General features: G+C 73.9%; 3 protein-coding genes. 1 reads left to right on the top strand and 2 read right to left on the bottom strand.

Going from position 1 to position 17,107, the window contains the following annotated elements:
- Nucleotides 1-20: 20 nt before the first annotated feature.
- Nucleotides 21-1,097, bottom strand: coding sequence for an LLM class flavin-dependent oxidoreductase (locus ACZ5WC_RS28970; protein ID WP_468543582.1), 1,077 nt, complete (start codon nucleotides 1,095-1,097; stop codon nucleotides 21-23).
- Nucleotides 1,094-2,413: an LLM class flavin-dependent oxidoreductase gene (locus tag ACZ5WC_RS28965; protein ID WP_468543581.1), complete on the bottom strand. Its 1,320-nt coding sequence runs from the start codon at nucleotides 2,411-2,413 to the stop codon at nucleotides 1,094-1,096. Before ACZ5WC_RS28965 ends, ACZ5WC_RS28970 begins: the two co-directional genes overlap by 4 nt.
- A 763-nt stretch (nucleotides 2,414-3,176) precedes the next feature.
- On the opposite strand from ACZ5WC_RS28965, the gene ACZ5WC_RS28960 reads away from it, so the two are divergent.
- Nucleotides 3,177-17,042: a type I polyketide synthase gene (locus ACZ5WC_RS28960; protein WP_468543580.1), complete on the top strand. Its 13,866-nt coding sequence runs from the start codon at nucleotides 3,177-3,179 to the stop codon at nucleotides 17,040-17,042.
- Nucleotides 17,043-17,107: the final 65 nt, after the last annotated feature.

The raw sequence follows: 17,107 nt of genomic DNA, 5'->3' as shown, positions 1-17,107 counted from the left end.
CAGGGATCGCGGGACAGCCCTCAGGGATTGCCGGACGTTTCCTGCGCTTCCAGCACTGCCTGAGGCGTCGTCCCGTAGCGGCTTGCCGGGCGGGGCAGGTTCAGGCGCTCGCGCAGGGTGGCGCCGGGCCGGACCCCCGGCCGGGTGGGGGCCTCCTTCGCCCGGACGTCGGCCGCGAGAGCCAGGACGGCCTTGTGCGCCGGGCCCGCCGCACCGGCCGGGGCGATGAGGGTGAAGCCGTCGGTCGCGCCCGCGTCGTACAGGCGCGTCAGCCGTGCGGCCTCCTCCGGCCCGCCCTCGACCGGCCAGTCGAGCAGTACGGCGATGCCGCCGGTGCTCCGTCCGGCCGCCCGGGCCCGCTCGCGCACGGCCTCGCGGACCCGGGCGGCCTCCTGGACGTTCTGTGCCGGGAGGAGGACGACATCGGCGAAGCGTGCGGCGAGCGCGAGGTCGTCGCTGTCGGAGGTGTCCGTCACGCGGTGGACCAGGAGGGGGTGTCCCTGCGGCGGCCGGGCGATGTTCAAGGGGCCTGCGACGTCGAAATGCTCGCCCCGGTGGTCGAGCGGGTGCAGCTTCTCGGGGGTGAAGTAGACGGCCGAGTCCCGGTCCCTGACGAACGCGTCGTCGTCGAAGCTGTCCCACAGGCCCGTCAGTACGGTGGTGAACTCCGCGGCTCGCGATCGCCGCGCCGACGCCGAACCGCTGCCGTTCCCGTGGTAGTTGGCCGCCGCGTCCGGATCGCCTCCGGTCATCGGCTGCCAGCCGGCGCGCCCCGCGGTGAGGTGGTCGACCGTGGCCAGGACGCGGGCCACGTGGTAGGGGAGCGCGTGCTCCGTGGAGATGGCGGCGACGAGCCCCACGGTCCGGGTGCAGACCGCCAGGGCGCTCGCCAGTGTGCCCGCCTCGAAGTGCGTCCGCCCGCCCGACTGGCTGTCGTGGAGCAGCAGGGCGTCGATCCCGGCGGCCTCCGCCTTCCCGGCGCGGCCGCGTACCTCCGTGAACGAGCTGTCCGCGGTGTCCCGCCGGTCGGTGTCTCCCGTGTCCGTGGCAGTGATGAGCGGGGCGAACAGGGTGATGCGGCCATCGTGCTGGGTCATGCGGCACCTGCCTCGTGTGCCGTCGCGTCGGTCGTCGTCGCGTCGGTCGTTGTGTCGTAGCGGGACGGGGCGGGCAGCCCCAGCTTCTCGCGGAGCGTGCCCTCGGCGTACTCCTCGTCCACCAGCCCGCGGCGCCGCAGCTCCGGTACGACATGGTCGACGAAGGCGTCCAGGGAGCTCGGGAGGTGCGGGAAGTCCACGATGTAGCCGTCGGCCGCGCGCTCGGTGAACCCGCGCTCCATGTGGTCCGCCACCTGCTCGGGCGTCCCCGCGAAGAAGTCGGCGACCTGCCGCAGAGCAAGCTGGCGTAGCGTCAGATTTTCCCGGTGGGCGAGTGACGTCCACATGGCGGCCGTGCTGGACGAGCGGTTGGACGACGGGATGTCCGGAACGGGCCCGTCGAGCGGGTAGCGCGTCAGGTCCAGATCGCCCAGCTGCTCCTGAAGCGCCCTGACAGCGACGATGTCGGGCACCAGCTCGTGCAGCTCACCGATGAGCCGGCGCGCCTCCTCCTCGGTGCTCGCCACCAGCGGCTGGACTCCCGGCCAGATCTGGGTCCCCTCCGGGTCCCTGCCGTGCGCGGCCACCCGCCGCTTCAGGTCGGCGTAGGTCTCCTGACCGTCCGACAGCCGGGTGTGCCGGGTGAAGATCACCTCGGCGTGCCGTGCCGCGAACTCCCGGCCCACCGGGGAGGCCCCGGCCTGGAAGATCACGGGACGCCCCTGAGGGGAGCGCGGCAGGTTCAACGGGCCCCGGACGTCGAAGAACTCGCCGCGCGCGGACTCCTTCAGTCCCTTGCCGCCCGCCTCCCAGAGGCGTTTGGTCACGCCGATGAACTCCTCGGCGCGAACATAGCGCCGGTCGTGCTCCATGTGATCGGGGAAGCCGAAGTTGCGGGACTCCCACGGCGCGGCGGAGGTGACGACGTTCCACCCCGCCCGGCCGCCGCTGATCCGGTCCAGGGAGGTGAACCGGCGGGCGATGTCGTACGGCTCGTTGTAGGTCGTGGTCGCCGTCGACGCGAGTCCGATGTGCTCGGTCCCGGTGGCGTAGGCGGCCAGCAGGCCCAGCGGTTCGAGGTGCTCGTTGCGTGCGGTCCGGCTGATGTGCTGGACGTCGGTGCCCCAGACGGCCACCACGTCGGGCACGAAGAGACAGTCGAACCGGCCCCGTTCGAGCGTGCGGGCGCAGGCGAGGTGGAAGGCGAAGTCGAGCTGGGCGTCGAGCGGGGTGGACGGGTGCCGCCAGGCGGCTATGTGCGACCCCGGGCCGTCGATGATGGCCCCGAGTTTCATGGTGCGTTTCCGATGAGCCATGCGGTCTTCCCTCGGCTGAGATTCCCGGATCGGGAGGATATCGGGAGGATTTCGCTGGGAACGCACTTCCGTCGACGTTCCGAGCGGGTCATTGCGGACCGACCGTACTATCTGATCGCTCTCCTGTCCGGCCCATAATCGCCCGGAGTTGCCCTTTCCGCTGCCCGGGGCGAGCTGATCCGGCTGCTGAAACCGTGCTGAAACCGCACCGTGCCATACTTGCCGGTAACCGAGGGGATCGGCTGGAAGTCGCGTGTTATCGCGAGGTCTGCCGGATGCTCTCTCCTCGCGACGAACGTGATCGATTGCAACGGGGGAATGGGTATGCGTGTGGTGATGCGGAGAGCGGTGCGGAGCAGATGCCGCCCTGGCCCGTGGCTCCCCTGGAGATGCGCTTCCTGAGTCTCCATCGGCTGGGGTGGCGTCCCTGGCGGGGCTGGAGTTGCGTCCCTGCTTTCCCGAGCTTCACCGGTGGCGCGATGCGCCGTTCGCCCGATTTTTTCACGCCTTGACGGATTTTCATCCGAAGGTGTTCCCTGTTGCTTCCCGTCGGTATTCACTGCTCTTTTGGCAGGCGCCGACGGCGACATTCGGTGCGTGGTATTCGACGCGTGCCTTCCCTGTTCTTCCGAAGGCTGTTCCGGCCTGCCATCCCGTCGTGTTCGTGCACGTTGTTCTGGCTGCTTATTGGAAAGGTTTCGCCGTGAGTGGGACGAGTATTTCTGGGCGCAACGGCCAGGACTCCGGTGCGCGGGTTGCGATCGTGGGATTCTCCTGCCGGTTTCCCGGAGCGGCGAGCCCCGAGGAATTGTGGGAAATGCTCAGCAACGGCCGGTCCGGGCTCGGGGAGTTTCCCGCCGGGCGGCCCGGCCGCGCGTCGGGTCTGCCCGGCGGCTACCTGGATACGGTGGACGGCTTCGACGCGGACTTCTTCGAGGTGTCGCCCGCCGAAGCGGCCGCGATGGACCCCCAGCAGCGGCTGGCGCTGGAGCTGAGCTGGGAGGCGCTGGAGAACGGCCAGGTCGCCCCCGACTCCCTGCGCTCCACCAGGACCGGCGTCTTCATCGGCGCGATCAACGACGACTACGCGTCCCTCCTGCGCCGCGGCGGCGACGACGCGATCACCCGGCACACCCTGACCGGCACGCAGCGCAGCTTCATCGCCAACCGCATCTCCTACCGCCTGGGCCTGCGCGGGCCCAGCGTCCTGGTGGACAGCGGGCAGTCCTCCTCGCTCGTCGCCGTGCACCTCGGCGTACAGAGCCTGCTGCGCGGCGAGTCCGACCTCGTGCTCGCGGGCGGGGTCAACCTCATCCTCTCCGAGGACAGCACCAGCCGCCTGGAGCGCTTCGGTGCGCTCTCGCCCGACGGCCGCTGCTACACCTTCGACACCCGCGCCAACGGGTACGCGCGCGGCGAGGGCGGCGGCCTCGTCCTCCTGAAGCCCCTGGAGCGGGCCCTCGCCGACGGCGACCGCGTGCTCGCCGTGATCGAGGGCAGCGCTGTCAACAACGACGGCGGGGGTGACGGACTGACCGTCCCGAGCGCCGACGCCCAGAGCGAACTGATCCATTCGGCGTGTGCCTCGGCCGGTATCGCGCCCTCCGCCGTCCAGTGCGTAGAACTGCACGGCACCGGCACCCGCGTCGGCGACCCCCTGGAGGCCGAAGCCCTCGGCCGCGCCCTCGGTGCGCAGCGCCCCGGCGCCAGCCCCGTACGCGTCGGCTCCGTGAAGACCAACATCGGCCACCTGGAAGGGGCGGCCGGCATCGCCGGACTGCTGAAGGTCGTCTCGTGCGTCAGCCGCCGTGCGCTCGTACCGACGCTCCACCAGCAGGAGCCGCACCCGGACATCCCCCTCGACCGGTGGAACCTGAGCGTGCAGACCGAGCACGAGCCCTGGGAGGGGGAGAACGGGCGGCTGCTCGCCGGGGTCTCCTCCTTCGGCCTCGGCGGCACCAACTGTCACGTCATCATCGGCGACGCCCCCGCCCCGCCGAAGGCCGCCGGACCGGGACCGAGGCCGGGTCGCGGCGCGCACGCCTGGCCCCTCTCGGCCCGTGGCGCGGCGGCGGTGCGCGCCCAGGCGGAACGGCTGGAGACGTACGCGGACCGGCACCCGGAGGCCGAACCCGCCGCCGTAGCCCGCGCGTTGGCCACAGGCCGGGCGTCCCTGGAACACCGTGCCGTCGCCGTCGGCAAGGACGCCAGTGCCCTGCGCACCGGACTCGGGATGCTCGCCGCGGGCACGGGCGCGGCCCAGGTGGTCCGCGGCACCGTCCGCGGTGACGCGTCGCCCGAAGCGGTCTTCATCTTCCCCGGGCAGGGCTCGCAGTGGCAGGGCATGGCTGCCCGGCTCCTGGACGGCTCCACGGTGTTCGCCGAGCGGATGGCGCAGTGCGAACAGGCCCTCGCTCCCTACGTCGACTGGTCGCTCACCGACGTCGTCCGCGACACGGCCGACGACAACCCGCTGGACCGCGTCGATGTGGTCCAGCCCGCGCTGTGGGCCGTCATGGTGTCCCTCGCCGAGGTGTGGCGTGCGGCGGGCGTGCGGCCGTCGGCGGTGCTGGGGCACTCGCAGGGCGAGATCGCGGCCGCGGTGGTCGCCGGAGCCCTGACCCTGGAGGACGGGGCGCGCGTCGTGGCCCTGCGCAGCGCGGTGATCCGCGACGGGCTGTCGCGGCGCGGAGGCATGGTCGCCCTCGCGCTGGGCGAGGCGGCGGCCGGGCGGCTGATCGACGGATTCGGCGGCCGGCTCTCCGTCGCCGCGGTCAACAGCCCCTCGGCGACCGTGGTGTCCGGCGCCCCCGCCGCACTGGACGAGCTGACGGCCCACTGCGAGGCCGAGGGGATACGGGCCCGCCGGGTCCCGGTGGACTACGCCTCGCACTGCGCCGAGGTCGAGGCGGTCCGGGACGAGGTGCTGACCGCCCTGGCCGGTGTCCGGCCCGGCGCGGCCCACGTGCCGTTCCACTCGGGCGTCACCGGCACCACTCTGACCGGACACGAGCTGGACGCCGCCTACTGGTACGAGAACCTGCGCCGCACCGTGCGCTTCGAGCAGAACGTGCGGGCCGCCGTCGCGGACGGGCACACCCGCTTTGTCGAGGTCAGCCCCCACCCGGTCCTGGTCGCCGGGGTTGAGGAGACCCTGGAAGCGGCGGGCGCGGACGAACACGGACTGGCCGTCGGCACACTCCGCCGGGGCGAGGGCGGCTGGGACCGCTTCCTGCTGTCGGCCGCCGAGGCCTGGACCCACGGCGTCGACATCGACTGGACCGCGCTGGCCGGCCCCGGACCGAGGGCCGACGGGCTGCCGACGTACGCGTTCCAGCGGCGCGGCCACTGGCTGGACGCGGTGACCGCACCGGCCCCGCAGACCGCATCCGCCGCCACCGGGCGGGCCGAGGACGACGAACCGCTCCCCGCCGGCGTACGCGCCTCCACCCAGGGCATACAGCCGCCCGCCCCCGGCGAGCGGCCCCCGGCCCCCGGCGGCCGGCTCCCCGACGACGTGCCCCTCCTGGATGTCGTACGCGATGAGGTGGCCGCCGTCCTCGGCCACCCCGCGCCCCACGACATCGACATGGACCGCACGTTCAAGGCCCTCGGCTTCGACTCCGTCGCCATGGTCGATCTGCGCGGCCGCCTGCGGACGGCGACCGCCGTCAACCTCACCACCACGGCCCTCTTCGACCACCCGACGCCCGCCGCGACGGCCGCGCACCTGGAGAGCAGGCTGCGCGGCGGTGACGGGACGCCCGTGCGGGCGGCGGACGCCGCACCCGTGCGGACGACGGCCGACGACGAGCCGATCGCGATCGTCTCCATGGCCTGCCGCTTCCCCGGCGGCGTGACGAGCCCCGAGGACCTGTGGGACCTGATCGCCGCCGAGCGGGACGTGATCGGTGACTTCCCGGACAACCGCGGCTGGGACCTGGAGAAGCTGTACGACCCGCAGTCGGAGCGGCGCGGTACCAGCTATGTGCGGCACGGCGGCTTCCTCCGTGACGCCGTCGACTTCGACCCGGACTTCTTCGGGATCTCGCCGCGCGAGGCGCTGGCGATGGACCCGCAGCAGAGGCTGCTCCTGGAGACCTCCTGGGAGGCCGTGGAACGCGCGGGCCTGGACCCGGCGTCGGTGCGCGGCAGCAGGACGGGTGTGTTCTTCGGCGCGATGTACCAGGAGTACGGGCCCCTCCTTCAGGACGGTGCCGAGGGCGTCGACGGGCACCGGCTGACGGGCGGCACGATCAGCGTGGCCTCCGGTCGCGTCGCGTACACCCTCGGGCTCGAAGGTCCCGCCGTCACCGTGGACACGGCCTGCTCCTCCTCCCTGGTCGCCCTGCACTGGGCGGTGCGCTCACTGCGCTCGGGGGAGTGCTCGATGGCCCTGGCGGGCGGTGTGACGGTCATGCCGACACCGGGCATGTTCGTGGAGCTCAGCCGCCAGGGCGCGCTGTCGCCCGACGGGCGCTGCAAGGCGTTCTCGTCGACCGCCGACGGTACCGGCTGGTCCGAGGGCGTCGGCGTGCTGCTGGTGGAACGCCTCTCCGACGCCCGCCGCAACGGCCATCAGGTCCTCGCCGTGATCCGGGGCAGCGCCGTCAACCAGGACGGCGCGAGCAACGGCCTCACCGCCCCGCACGGCCCCGCCCAGCAGCGCGTCATCCGCGCCGCCCTGGCCGACGCGGGCCTGACACCCGGTGATGTCGACGCGGTGGAGGCCCACGGCACCGGCACCAAGCTGGGCGACCCCATCGAAGCGCAGGCTCTGCTCGCCGCGTACGGCCAGGACCGCCCCGCCGACCGGCCGCTGCGGCTCGGCTCCGTCAAGTCCAACATCGGTCACACCCAGGCGGCGGCGGGCGCGGCCGGGGTGATCAAAACGGTGCTCGCGATGCGGCACGGTCTGCTGCCCCGCACCCTGCACGTGGCCGAGCCGTCGCCGCACATCGACTGGTCGGCGGGCTCGATGGAGCTGCTCACCGCCCCCGAGCCGTGGACCCCGGACGGGCGTCCGCGCCGGGCGGGCGTGTCGTCGTTCGGTATCAGCGGCACCAACGCCCACCTGATCCTCGAAGAAGCCCCCACCGGCAGCGGCGATCCGGACTTCACCGACCTGCGGCCGGAGCCGGCGGGCACGCACGGCGGCCCGGGACTCGTCGACGGCGCCGCCGGAAGCCCGGTGCCGTGGGTGCTCTCCGGCTCCTCGCCGCAGGCCCTGCGCGAACAGGCACGTCGGCTGGGCGAGTTCACCGAGGCGACGCCCCTGCTGTCGCCGCTGGACGTGGGCTGGTCGCTGGCCGCGTCGCGTGCCGTACACGACTCCCGCGCCGTGCTGCTGGTCCCGGACCGGGCGGCCGGCCTGGGCGGCCTGACCGCGCTGGCCGAGGGACTCCCCGCCCCGGGCGTCGTCTCCGGCACGGCGGACGTACGCGGCCGGACCGTGTTCGTCTTCCCCGGCCAGGGCTCCCAGTGGGCCGGGATGGCCGCCGAACTCCGCGGCCAATCAGCGGTCTTCGCGGACACGCTCACCGAAGTCGACGCGGCACTGGGCGAGTTCGTGGACTGGTCGGTCGCCGACGTCCTGCGCCAGGACCCGGCCGCCCCCTCCGCCGAGCGCATCGAGATCCTCCAGCCGGTGCTGTTCGCGGTGAACGTGGCACTGGCCGCCGTGTGGCGGGCCTCCGGTGTGCGGCCCGACGCGGTGGTGGGCCACAGCCAGGGCGAGATCGCCGCCGCGTACGTCGCCGGGGCGCTGTCCCTGCGCGACGCGGCCCGGCTCGTCGTGCACCGCAGTGCCCTGTTCGCCCGTGAGCTGGCGGGCCGCGGCGCGGTCGCCTCGGTGGCGCTGCCCGCCGCTGATGTGGCGCAGCGGCTCGCACCGTGGCACGGGCGGCTGGCGGTCGCCGGGCGCAACGGTCCTCGCGCCTCGACCGTGGCCGGGGACGTCCCGGCCCTGGAGGAGTTCGTCGCCGCCTGCCACCAGGACGACGTACGGGCGCGGATCGTGGGATCGACCGTCGCCTCGCACTGCGCCCAGGTCGACCCGCTGCGCGAGGAGATCCTCACCCTCTTCGCCGACATCACCCCGATGAGGGGTGACGTGCCCTTCTACTCCACGGTCACCGCCACCCGCCGCGACCACGCCGAGCTGACGGCCGCGTACTGGTTCGACAACGCCAGGCAGCCGGTCGACTTCGAGGACACCGTACGGGCGCTGCTCGCCGACGGCTTCCGGTTCTTCGTCGAGGTCAGCGCGCACCCCGTGCTGACCACCGGCGTGGAGGCGACCGCCGAGGAGGCGGAGACCGAAGCGGTCGCGATCGGATCGCTGCGCCGTGACGAGGGCGGCCGCGACCGCTTCCTCACCTCCCTCGCCCAGGGCTATGTACGCGGTCTGCCCGGCGTCGACCGCAAGGCCCTCTTCGCGGGCACCGGGGCGCGGCTCGGCGAGCTGCCCACGTACGCCTTCCAGCGCACCCGCCACTGGCTGGAGCCCACCGGCACGGGGGCCGGCGACCCCGCCGGCCTCGGCCTCGGCGCGGTGGACCACCCACTGCTGGGAGCGCTCGCGCACTCCGCGTCCGACGGCGGCGTCCTCCTCACGGGCCGCCTGTCCCTGCACACCCACCCCTGGCTCGCCGACCACACGGCGAGCGGCGTCCCGCTGCTGCCCGGCACCGCGTTCGTGGAGCTCGCCCTGCGGGCGGGGGACGCGGTGGGCTGCGAGCGGATCGAGGAACTCACGCTCCAGGCACCCCTGTTGCTGCCGTCACGCGGTAGCTCCCAGGTGCAGGTGGCCGTCACACGCCCCGACGTCGACGGGCGCAGCCAGGTGGCGGTGTACGCGAGGCCCGGCACGGACCAGGACGACGCCCTCGACGAGCCGTGGACCCTGCACGCCACCGGCCTGCTGGGCCTGCCGGACGCGACGGCCCCCGCCGGGCAGGACGCCTGGCCCCCGCCGGGCGCCGACCGGATCGACGTCGACTCCTTCTACGAGCGGGCGGGCGGAGCGGGCTACGGCTACGGCCCCGCCTTCCAGGGCCTGCGGGCCGCCTGGCGCGTCGGTGACGACATCTGCGCAGAGATCGCCCTGCCCGAGGAACAGGCCTCGGCGGCAGGCGAGTTCGGTATCCACCCGGCCCTGCTCGACGCCGCGCTGCACCCCGCGCTGCTGGACGGCATCGACGCGGCCGACGCCCGGCTGCGGCTGCCGTTCGCCTGGAGCGGCGTCACCCTGTACGCCACCGGCGCCGACACCGTACGCGTACGGGTGTCCCCGGTCGGCGAGGACACGGTGGCCGTGGCCGTCGCCGACGCCTCCGGCGCGCCGGTCGCCTCGGTCGCGTCCCTGACGCTGCGCGAGGTCACGGGCGGGCGGCTCGCGGCGGCCACGGGGGACGTCACGCGCAACGCGCTGTTCCGCACCGAGTGGACCGCCCTGCCCGTCGGCGACACCACGCCTGACCCGGGCGGCTTCGCGGTGCTCGGCACGCCGGAGGCCGGATGGTCCGACACGGCCCGCCACGCCCTCGGCCTGGCGGCCCTGGCCGGGGACGGCGACCTGCCGCCGGTCGTCATCGCCCCGCTCGCCCCGGCCGACGCGGACGCCCCGCTCGCCGCCGCCGCGCATACGGCGACCACCGAGGCGCTGGCCCTCGCCCGGGACTGGCTCGCCGACGAGCGCACCGCCGACTCCCTGCTCGCCGTCGTCACCCGGAAAGCCCTCTGCGCAGGCCCCGGCGAGGACCCCGCGGACCTGGCGCACGCCCCGGTGTGGGGCCTGCTGCGCTCGGCCCAGTCGGAGCACCCCGGCCGCTTCGTCCTGGTGGACACCGACGGCCTCGACGCCTCCGACGACGCCCTGCCCGCAGCGGTCGCGGCGGCGGTCGCCGCGCAGGAACCGCAGATCGCCGTGCGTGAGGGCACGGCCCTGACACCGCGCCTGAGCCGGGCGGCGGACCGGCCGGACACCACCCGGACACCGTTCGGCCCGCACGGCACCGTCCTGATCACCGGCGGCACCGGAGCCCTCGGAAGCCTGCTCGCCCGCCACCTGGTCACCGAGCACGGCGTACGGAACCTGCTGCTGACCAGCCGACGCGGCAAGGACGCACCGGGAGCGGACGCACTCGTCGCGGCGCTCACCGAGGCGGGAGCCGAGCACGTGCGCATCGCCGCGTGCGACGCGGCCGACCGCCGGGCACTGGCCGCCCTGCTCGACACCGTCCCGGCCGACCGCCCGCTGACCGGTGTGATCCACGCCGCCGGAGTCCTCGACGACGGACTACTGACCTCCCTGACCCCCGAACGCCTGTTGCCGGTGCTGCGCCCGAAGGTCGACGCCGCGCTCAACCTGCACGAGCTGACCCGCGACCTCGACCTGTCGGCGTTCGTCCTGTTCTCCTCGGTCGCGGGCACCTTCGGCAACCCGGGACAGGCCAACTACGCGGCCGCCAACGCCTTCCTGGACGCCCTCGCCCAGCACCGCCGCGCCCACGGACTGCCCGCCCATGCTCTGGCCTGGGGCCTGTGGGCCGACTCCGGGGACATGCTCGGCCACCTCGCCGACGACGACCTGGCCTGGATGCGGCGTGCCGGAATCCAGCCGCTGCCCGCCGACCTGGGCCTGGCCCTGCTCGACGAAGCGGTCACCCGGGACGACGCCCATCTGGTTCCCGTACGCCTGGACATGGCCACGCTGCGCACCGAGGCCGCCGCCGGAATGCTGCGGCCCCTCTTCCGCGGCCTCGTGCGGACCCCGGCTCGCAGGACCGCGGCCCCCGCCGACGCCATGGGCGGCACCGGCCTCGCCCGGCAGCTGTCCCGCCTCGGCGAGGACGAACAGCGCCGCACGCTCCTCGACCTCGTCCGCGCGCAGGTCGCGACCGTCCTCGGCCACGCCGACGCTGCGGCGGTCGCCGCGTCCCGCCCGTTCCAGGAACTCGGCTTCGACTCGCTCACCGCCGTCGAACTGCGCAACCGCCTCAACGCGGCCACCGGACAGCGGCTGCCCGCCACACTCGTCTTCGACCGCCCCACCCCCGCGCTGCTCGCCGAATACCTGCGGACCGAGGTCCTCGGCGTGGCGACCGCGGCCCCCACGGCGGAGCGGACTGCGGCGGACACCGCCGAACCGATCGCGATCGTCGGCATGGCCTGCCGCTATCCCGGCGGTGTCGCCTCCCCGGAGGACCTGTGGCGCCTCGTCGAGCAGGGCGGCGACGCGGTGTCCTTCTTCCCCACCGACCGGGGCTGGGACCGGGACCTCTACGACCCGGACCCCGCGGCGACCGGCAAGACGTACGCACGCGAGGGCGGATTCCTGCACGAGGCGGGCGACTTCGACGCGGGCTTCTTCGGGATCTCGCCGCGCGAGGCGCTGGCGATGGACCCGCAGCAGAGGCTGCTCCTGGAGACCTCCTGGGAGGCGGTGGAACGGTCCGGGATCGACCCGAGGACGCTGAAGGGCAGCCCCACGGGCGTGTTCACCGGGGTCATGCACCACGACTACGGGGCCGAATCCGAGACCCCCGAGGGCCTGGAGGGCTACGCGGTCACCAGCACCCAGGGCAGCGTCGCCTCCGGCCGCGTCGCCTACACCTTCGGCCTCGAAGGTCCCGCCGTCACCGTCGACACGGCCTGCTCCTCCTCGCTGGTCGCTCTGCACCTGGCCGTGCAGGCACTGCGCTCGGGTGAGTGCTCCCTGGCACTCGCGGGCGGGGTGGCGGTCATGGCGACGCCCTGGTTGTTCGTCGAGTTCAGCAGGCAGCGGGGCATGGCCCCGGACGGCCGCTGCAAGGCCTTCTCGGCGGCGGCGGACGGCGCGGGCTGGTCCGAGGGCGTCGGCGTGCTGCTGGTGGAACGGCTCTCCGACGCCCGCCGCAACGGCCATCAGGTCCTCGCCGTGATCCGGGGCAGCGCCGTCAACCAGGACGGCGCGAGCAACGGCCTCACCGCGCCCAACGGCCCCGCCCAGCAGCAGGTGATCCGGACCGCCCTGGCCGGCGCCGGGCTGTCGTCCGCCGACGTCGATGCCGTCGAGGCCCACGGCACCGGCACCACCCTCGGCGACCCCATCGAGGCACAGGCGCTCCTGGCCACCTACGGCCAGGACCGTCCCGCCGACCGGCCGCTGCGGCTCGGCTCCGTCAAGTCCAACATCGGGCACGCCCAGGCCGCCGCGGGCGTGGCGGGCGTGGTCAAGATGGTGCAGGCCATGCGGCACGGGGTGCTGCCGCCCACCCTGCACGCGGACGAACCGTCCCCGCACGTCGACTGGAGCGCCGGCGCGGTCGAACTGCTCACCGAGCCGACCCCGTGGACCACCGGCGGCCGCCCCCGCAGGGCGGGCGTCTCCTCCTTCGGCATCAGTGGAACCAACGCGCACGTGATCCTCGAAGAGGCCCCCGAGGAGGGCCAGGTCCCCACGGAGGCCCCGGAGGAGGAGCGGCTCGACGCCACTGCCGGCACCGGCCCGGCCGCCCCGCTGCCCTGGACCCTCTCCGGCCGCACCGAGGCCGCCCTCCGCGCCCAGGCCGAACGGCTCGCCGCCTTCACGGAGGCCGACATCGCCCTGCGGGCGCCCGACATCGGCATCTCCCTTGCCACGACCCGCGCCCATCTCGAACACCGGGGCGTCGTGCTCGCCGCGGACCGCACCGCCGCCCTCGCGGCCCTCACCGCCCTGGCCGACGGGCTGCCCGCCCCCGGAGTGATCACCGGCACCGCCCCCGAGGAGCCGGGCAGGACCGTGTTCGTCTTCCCCGGCCAGGGCTCGCAGTGGCCCGGCATGGCGGCCGGACTCCTCGACAGCTCACCCGTGTTCGCCGCCCGGCTCGCCGCGTGCGACGCCGCGCTCCGCCCGTACGTCGGCTGGTCCGTCACCGATGCCGTGCGCGGCGACGAGGGCGCCCCGTCACTGGACGACGTCGTGGTCGTGCAGTGCGCGCTGTGGGCCGTCATGGTGTCCCTCGCGGCCCTGTGGGAGTCGGTGGGAGTGCGGCCCGCCGCGGTCGTCGGACACAGCCAGGGGGAGATAGCCGCAGCCGTCGTGTCCGGCGCACTGTCCCTGGAGGACGCCGCCAAGGTGCTCGCGCTGCGGGCCCGGGCCATCGCCGCGACGCTGTCGGGCCGGGGCGGCATGGTGTCCGTCCCGCTGCCCGCCGACGAGGTCCGCGAGCGGCTCGTCCGCTGGGACGGGCGGATCTCCGTCGCGTCCGTCAACGGCCCCGGAACCACCGTCGTCTCCGGTGAACCGGACGCCCTGGGCGAGCTGTTGACCGCCTGTGAGGCCGACGGCGTACGGGCACGGCGCATCCCGGTGGACTACGCCTCGCACTCCGCTCAGGTGGAGACCATCCGCGAGCAGATCCTCACCGACCTCGCGGACATCACACCGCGACGCGGCGCGGTCCCGTTCTACTCGACGGTCACCGGCGGTCTGTTCGACACCTCCGGCCTCGATGCCGCGTACTGGTACACGAACCTGCGCCAGGAGGTCCGGTTCGACGCGGCCGTACGCGCCCTGCTGGCGGACGGATTCGGGATCTTCATCGAGTCGAGCGCCCGCCCGGTCCTCACCGTGGGCCTGGAGGAGATCTTCGAGGACACCGGTTCCTCCGCCGTGGCCCTGGGCACCCTGCGCCGCGACGAGGGCGACCGGCAGCGGTTCCTGACCTCCCTCGCCGAAGGACACGTCCGCGGTCTGCCCGTCGACTGGGACGCGGTGTTCGCCGGAACCGGCGGCCGCATCGTCGACCTGCCGACATACGCGTTCCAGCGGGAGCGCTACTGGCTGGACGCGCCCCCGTCCCGGCGTGGCGATGTGACGGGCCTGGGTCTGCTGGCCGCCGAACACCCCCTGCTGGGCGCGGTGGTGACCCTGCCGGACGACCGGGGCGCGGTGTGGACCGGCAGGCTCTCCCTGGCGGAACAGCCGTGGCTCGCCGACCACGCGGTCTTCGGACTCCCCGTGCTGCCCGGCGCGGTCCTCGTCGAACTGGCCCTCCAGGCCGGTGGCCGACTCGGGTGCGGACGCCTGGAGGAACTGGCCCTGCGCAAACCGCTGGTGCTGGGCGAGACGGCGGGCGTACGCCTCCAGATAGCGGTGGCCGGCCCCGACGAGAGCGGCCGACGCGCGGTCACCGTGCACTCCTGCCCCGACGCCGAGGGTACGGACACCGGCGGCGGGCTGCTCGGCGACGAGACCTGGGCCCTGCACGCCACCGGCGTCCTGACCGCCGCCGAAGGGCCGTTCGCCGCCGCCGACCTGGCCGCATGGCCGCCGCGCGACGCAGAGAAGACCGATGTGAGCGACCTGTACGACCGGCTGGCCGACCAGGGTTACGCCTACGGCCCGGCCTTCCAGGGCGTGCGGGCCGTCTGGCGGCGCGGCGCGGAGATCTACGCCGAGATCGCGCCGCCCGCCGCGCCGGACGTCCCGACCGCCGGATTCGGGGTGCACCCCGCCCTGCTGGACGCCGTCTTCCACCCGTCGATCGACCCGGCCGCCGACGAGGTGCGCCTGCCGTTCGTATGGTCCGGGGTCGAGGTGTCCGGCGCGGGCGCGTCCGGTGTGCTGCGGGCGGCCTTCGCGCCCTCGGCGGACGGTGACCTGTCCGTCAGGGTGGTGGACGAGACGGGCACGCCTGTGCTCGCCGTGGACCGGCTGGTCACCCGCCCGGTGGAACGGGAACAGCTGCGCTCGGAGTCCGAGGCGGCACGGGACGCGCTGTTCACCGTGGAGTGGACTGCGGTACGCGGCGGCTCCCCGTCGCCCGTCCCCGACTGGGCCGAGTGGGGCGCCCCCGACGCGGAAGGGACCACCTCCGACGTGCTGCTGTGGCGCGCCGGGGCCCCCGGCCCCGACGACGCCGTTGAGGCGACAACAGTCCACGCACTCAAGGCTGTTCAGGAGTTCCTGGCGGATGAGCGGTTTGCTGATGGGCGGTTGGTGGTGGTGACGCGGGGTGCTGTGGGTGTGGTTGCCGGTGAGCGTGTCCGGGGTCTGGGGGCGGCTTCGGTGTGGGGTCTGGTGCGTTCGGCGCAGGCGGAGCATCCGGGGCGGTTGGTGCTGGTGGATGTGGAGGGGGGTCTTGATGGGGTTGCGGAGGAGGCCGCGGTGCGTACGGCGCTGGGTACGGCGGAGCCTCAGGTTGCGGTGCGGGGCGGGGTGCCGTTTGTTCCTGGTCTTGTGCGGCTCGGGGTTGTTCCGGGGGCTGACCGTCCGGTGGTGTTCGGTTCGGGTGGCACGGTGCTTGTGACGGGTGGCACGAGTGGTCTGGGTGCGTTGGTGGCGCGTCGGCTTGTCGCTGTGTACGGGGTCCGGGATCTGTTGTTGGTCTCGCGGCGCGGTGCGGCGGCTGAGGGTGTGGGTGGCCTGGTCGGGGAGCTTGAGGCGGCGGGTGCGCGTGTCCGTGTCGAGGCGTGTGATGTGGGTGACCGTGAGGCGGTGGCGGCTTTGTTGTCGTCGATCCCGGATGACCGCCCGCTCACGGGTGTGGTGCACAGTGCCGCTGTGCTTGACGACGGTGTGGTCGAGACGCTGACTGCGGACCGGCTGGCCGGTGTTATGCGGCCCAAGGCCGACGCGGCACTGCACCTGCACGAACTGACGGCACACCTCGACCTGTCGGCGTTCGTCCTGTTCTCGTCCTTCGCCGGAGTGGTCGGCAGCCCGGGCCAGGCGGGCTACGCCGCCGCCAACGTCCTCCTGGACGCCCTCGCACACGACCGGCGGGCCCAGGGGCTGCCCGCCGTCGCCCTGGCCTGGGGCTGGTGGGGCTCCGACGGCGGCCTCACCGAAGGACTGTCCCGAGTGGACCGGGACCGGCTCGCCGCCCTCGGCCTCGCCCGGATGTCCGGCGAGGAAGGGCTCGCCCTCTTCGACGCGGCCCTGGGGGCCGACCGCGCCACGGTCGTCCCCGCCCTGCTCGACCTCCCCGGCCTGCGGCGACGCGGCCCGGCGGACGTCCCGGCGGTGCTGCGCCCCCTGGTCGGTGACGCAGCACCGCGCCCCCGGCCCGGCGGCGGGTCCGCGAGCACCACCGAGGGACTCGCGGCACGCGTGACGAGCCTGGACGAAACCGAACGCCGGCGCGTCGTCCTCGACGTCGTACGCGGGCACGTGAGCGGGGTGCTCGGCTACGGTCCAGGCCAACAGGTCGACGTGGACAAGCAGTTCAAGGCGCTCGGCTTCGACTCGCTGATGGCGGTCGAGCTGCGCAACCGACTCAGCGGCGCGATCGGCCTGCGCCTGCCCGCCACCCTCGTCTTCGACCACCCGACCGTCGAGGAACTCAGCCGGTACGTGGACTCCCGGCTCGGCCAGGACACCGCCGCCGGCCCGGCGGGCGACAGCAGCGCCGCACCGATCCTCGCGGACCTCGCACGGATCGAGCAGGCACTGACCGGAGCGGCCCTCGGCGGTGACGCCCGACAGCGCGTCACCGACCGCCTGATGAGCCTGCTGGCCCTGTCGGGCTCCGATGACGGTACGGCTTTCGCCGATGACGACACCGCCTTCGACGACGGCACTGCCTTCGCCGACCAGCTGGACGCGGCGACACCGGACGAGATTCTCGACGTCATCGAGAAGGAGTTCGGCAGTTCCTGACCTGCCCCGACCGCCCCCTACCGGCACCTTTTCCCCCGGCCCCACCCGAACGCACGCTGCGGAGT

This window comes from Streptomyces sp. NPDC033165, assembly GCF_055577965.1.
Note: the sequence above shows the minus strand (reverse complement) of the source record. Positions and strands in the feature narration are given on the sequence as shown.

What these genes read in the sequence shown, in the direction of transcription:
- ACZ5WC_RS28970 (WP_468543582.1), bottom strand. Translation starts at nt 1,097, where the DNA reads ATGACCCAGCACGATGGCCGCATCACCCTGTTCGCCCCGCTCATCACT.
- ACZ5WC_RS28965 (WP_468543581.1), bottom strand. Translation starts at nt 2,413, where the DNA reads ATGGCTCATCGGAAACGCACCATGAAACTCGGGGCCATCATCGACGGC.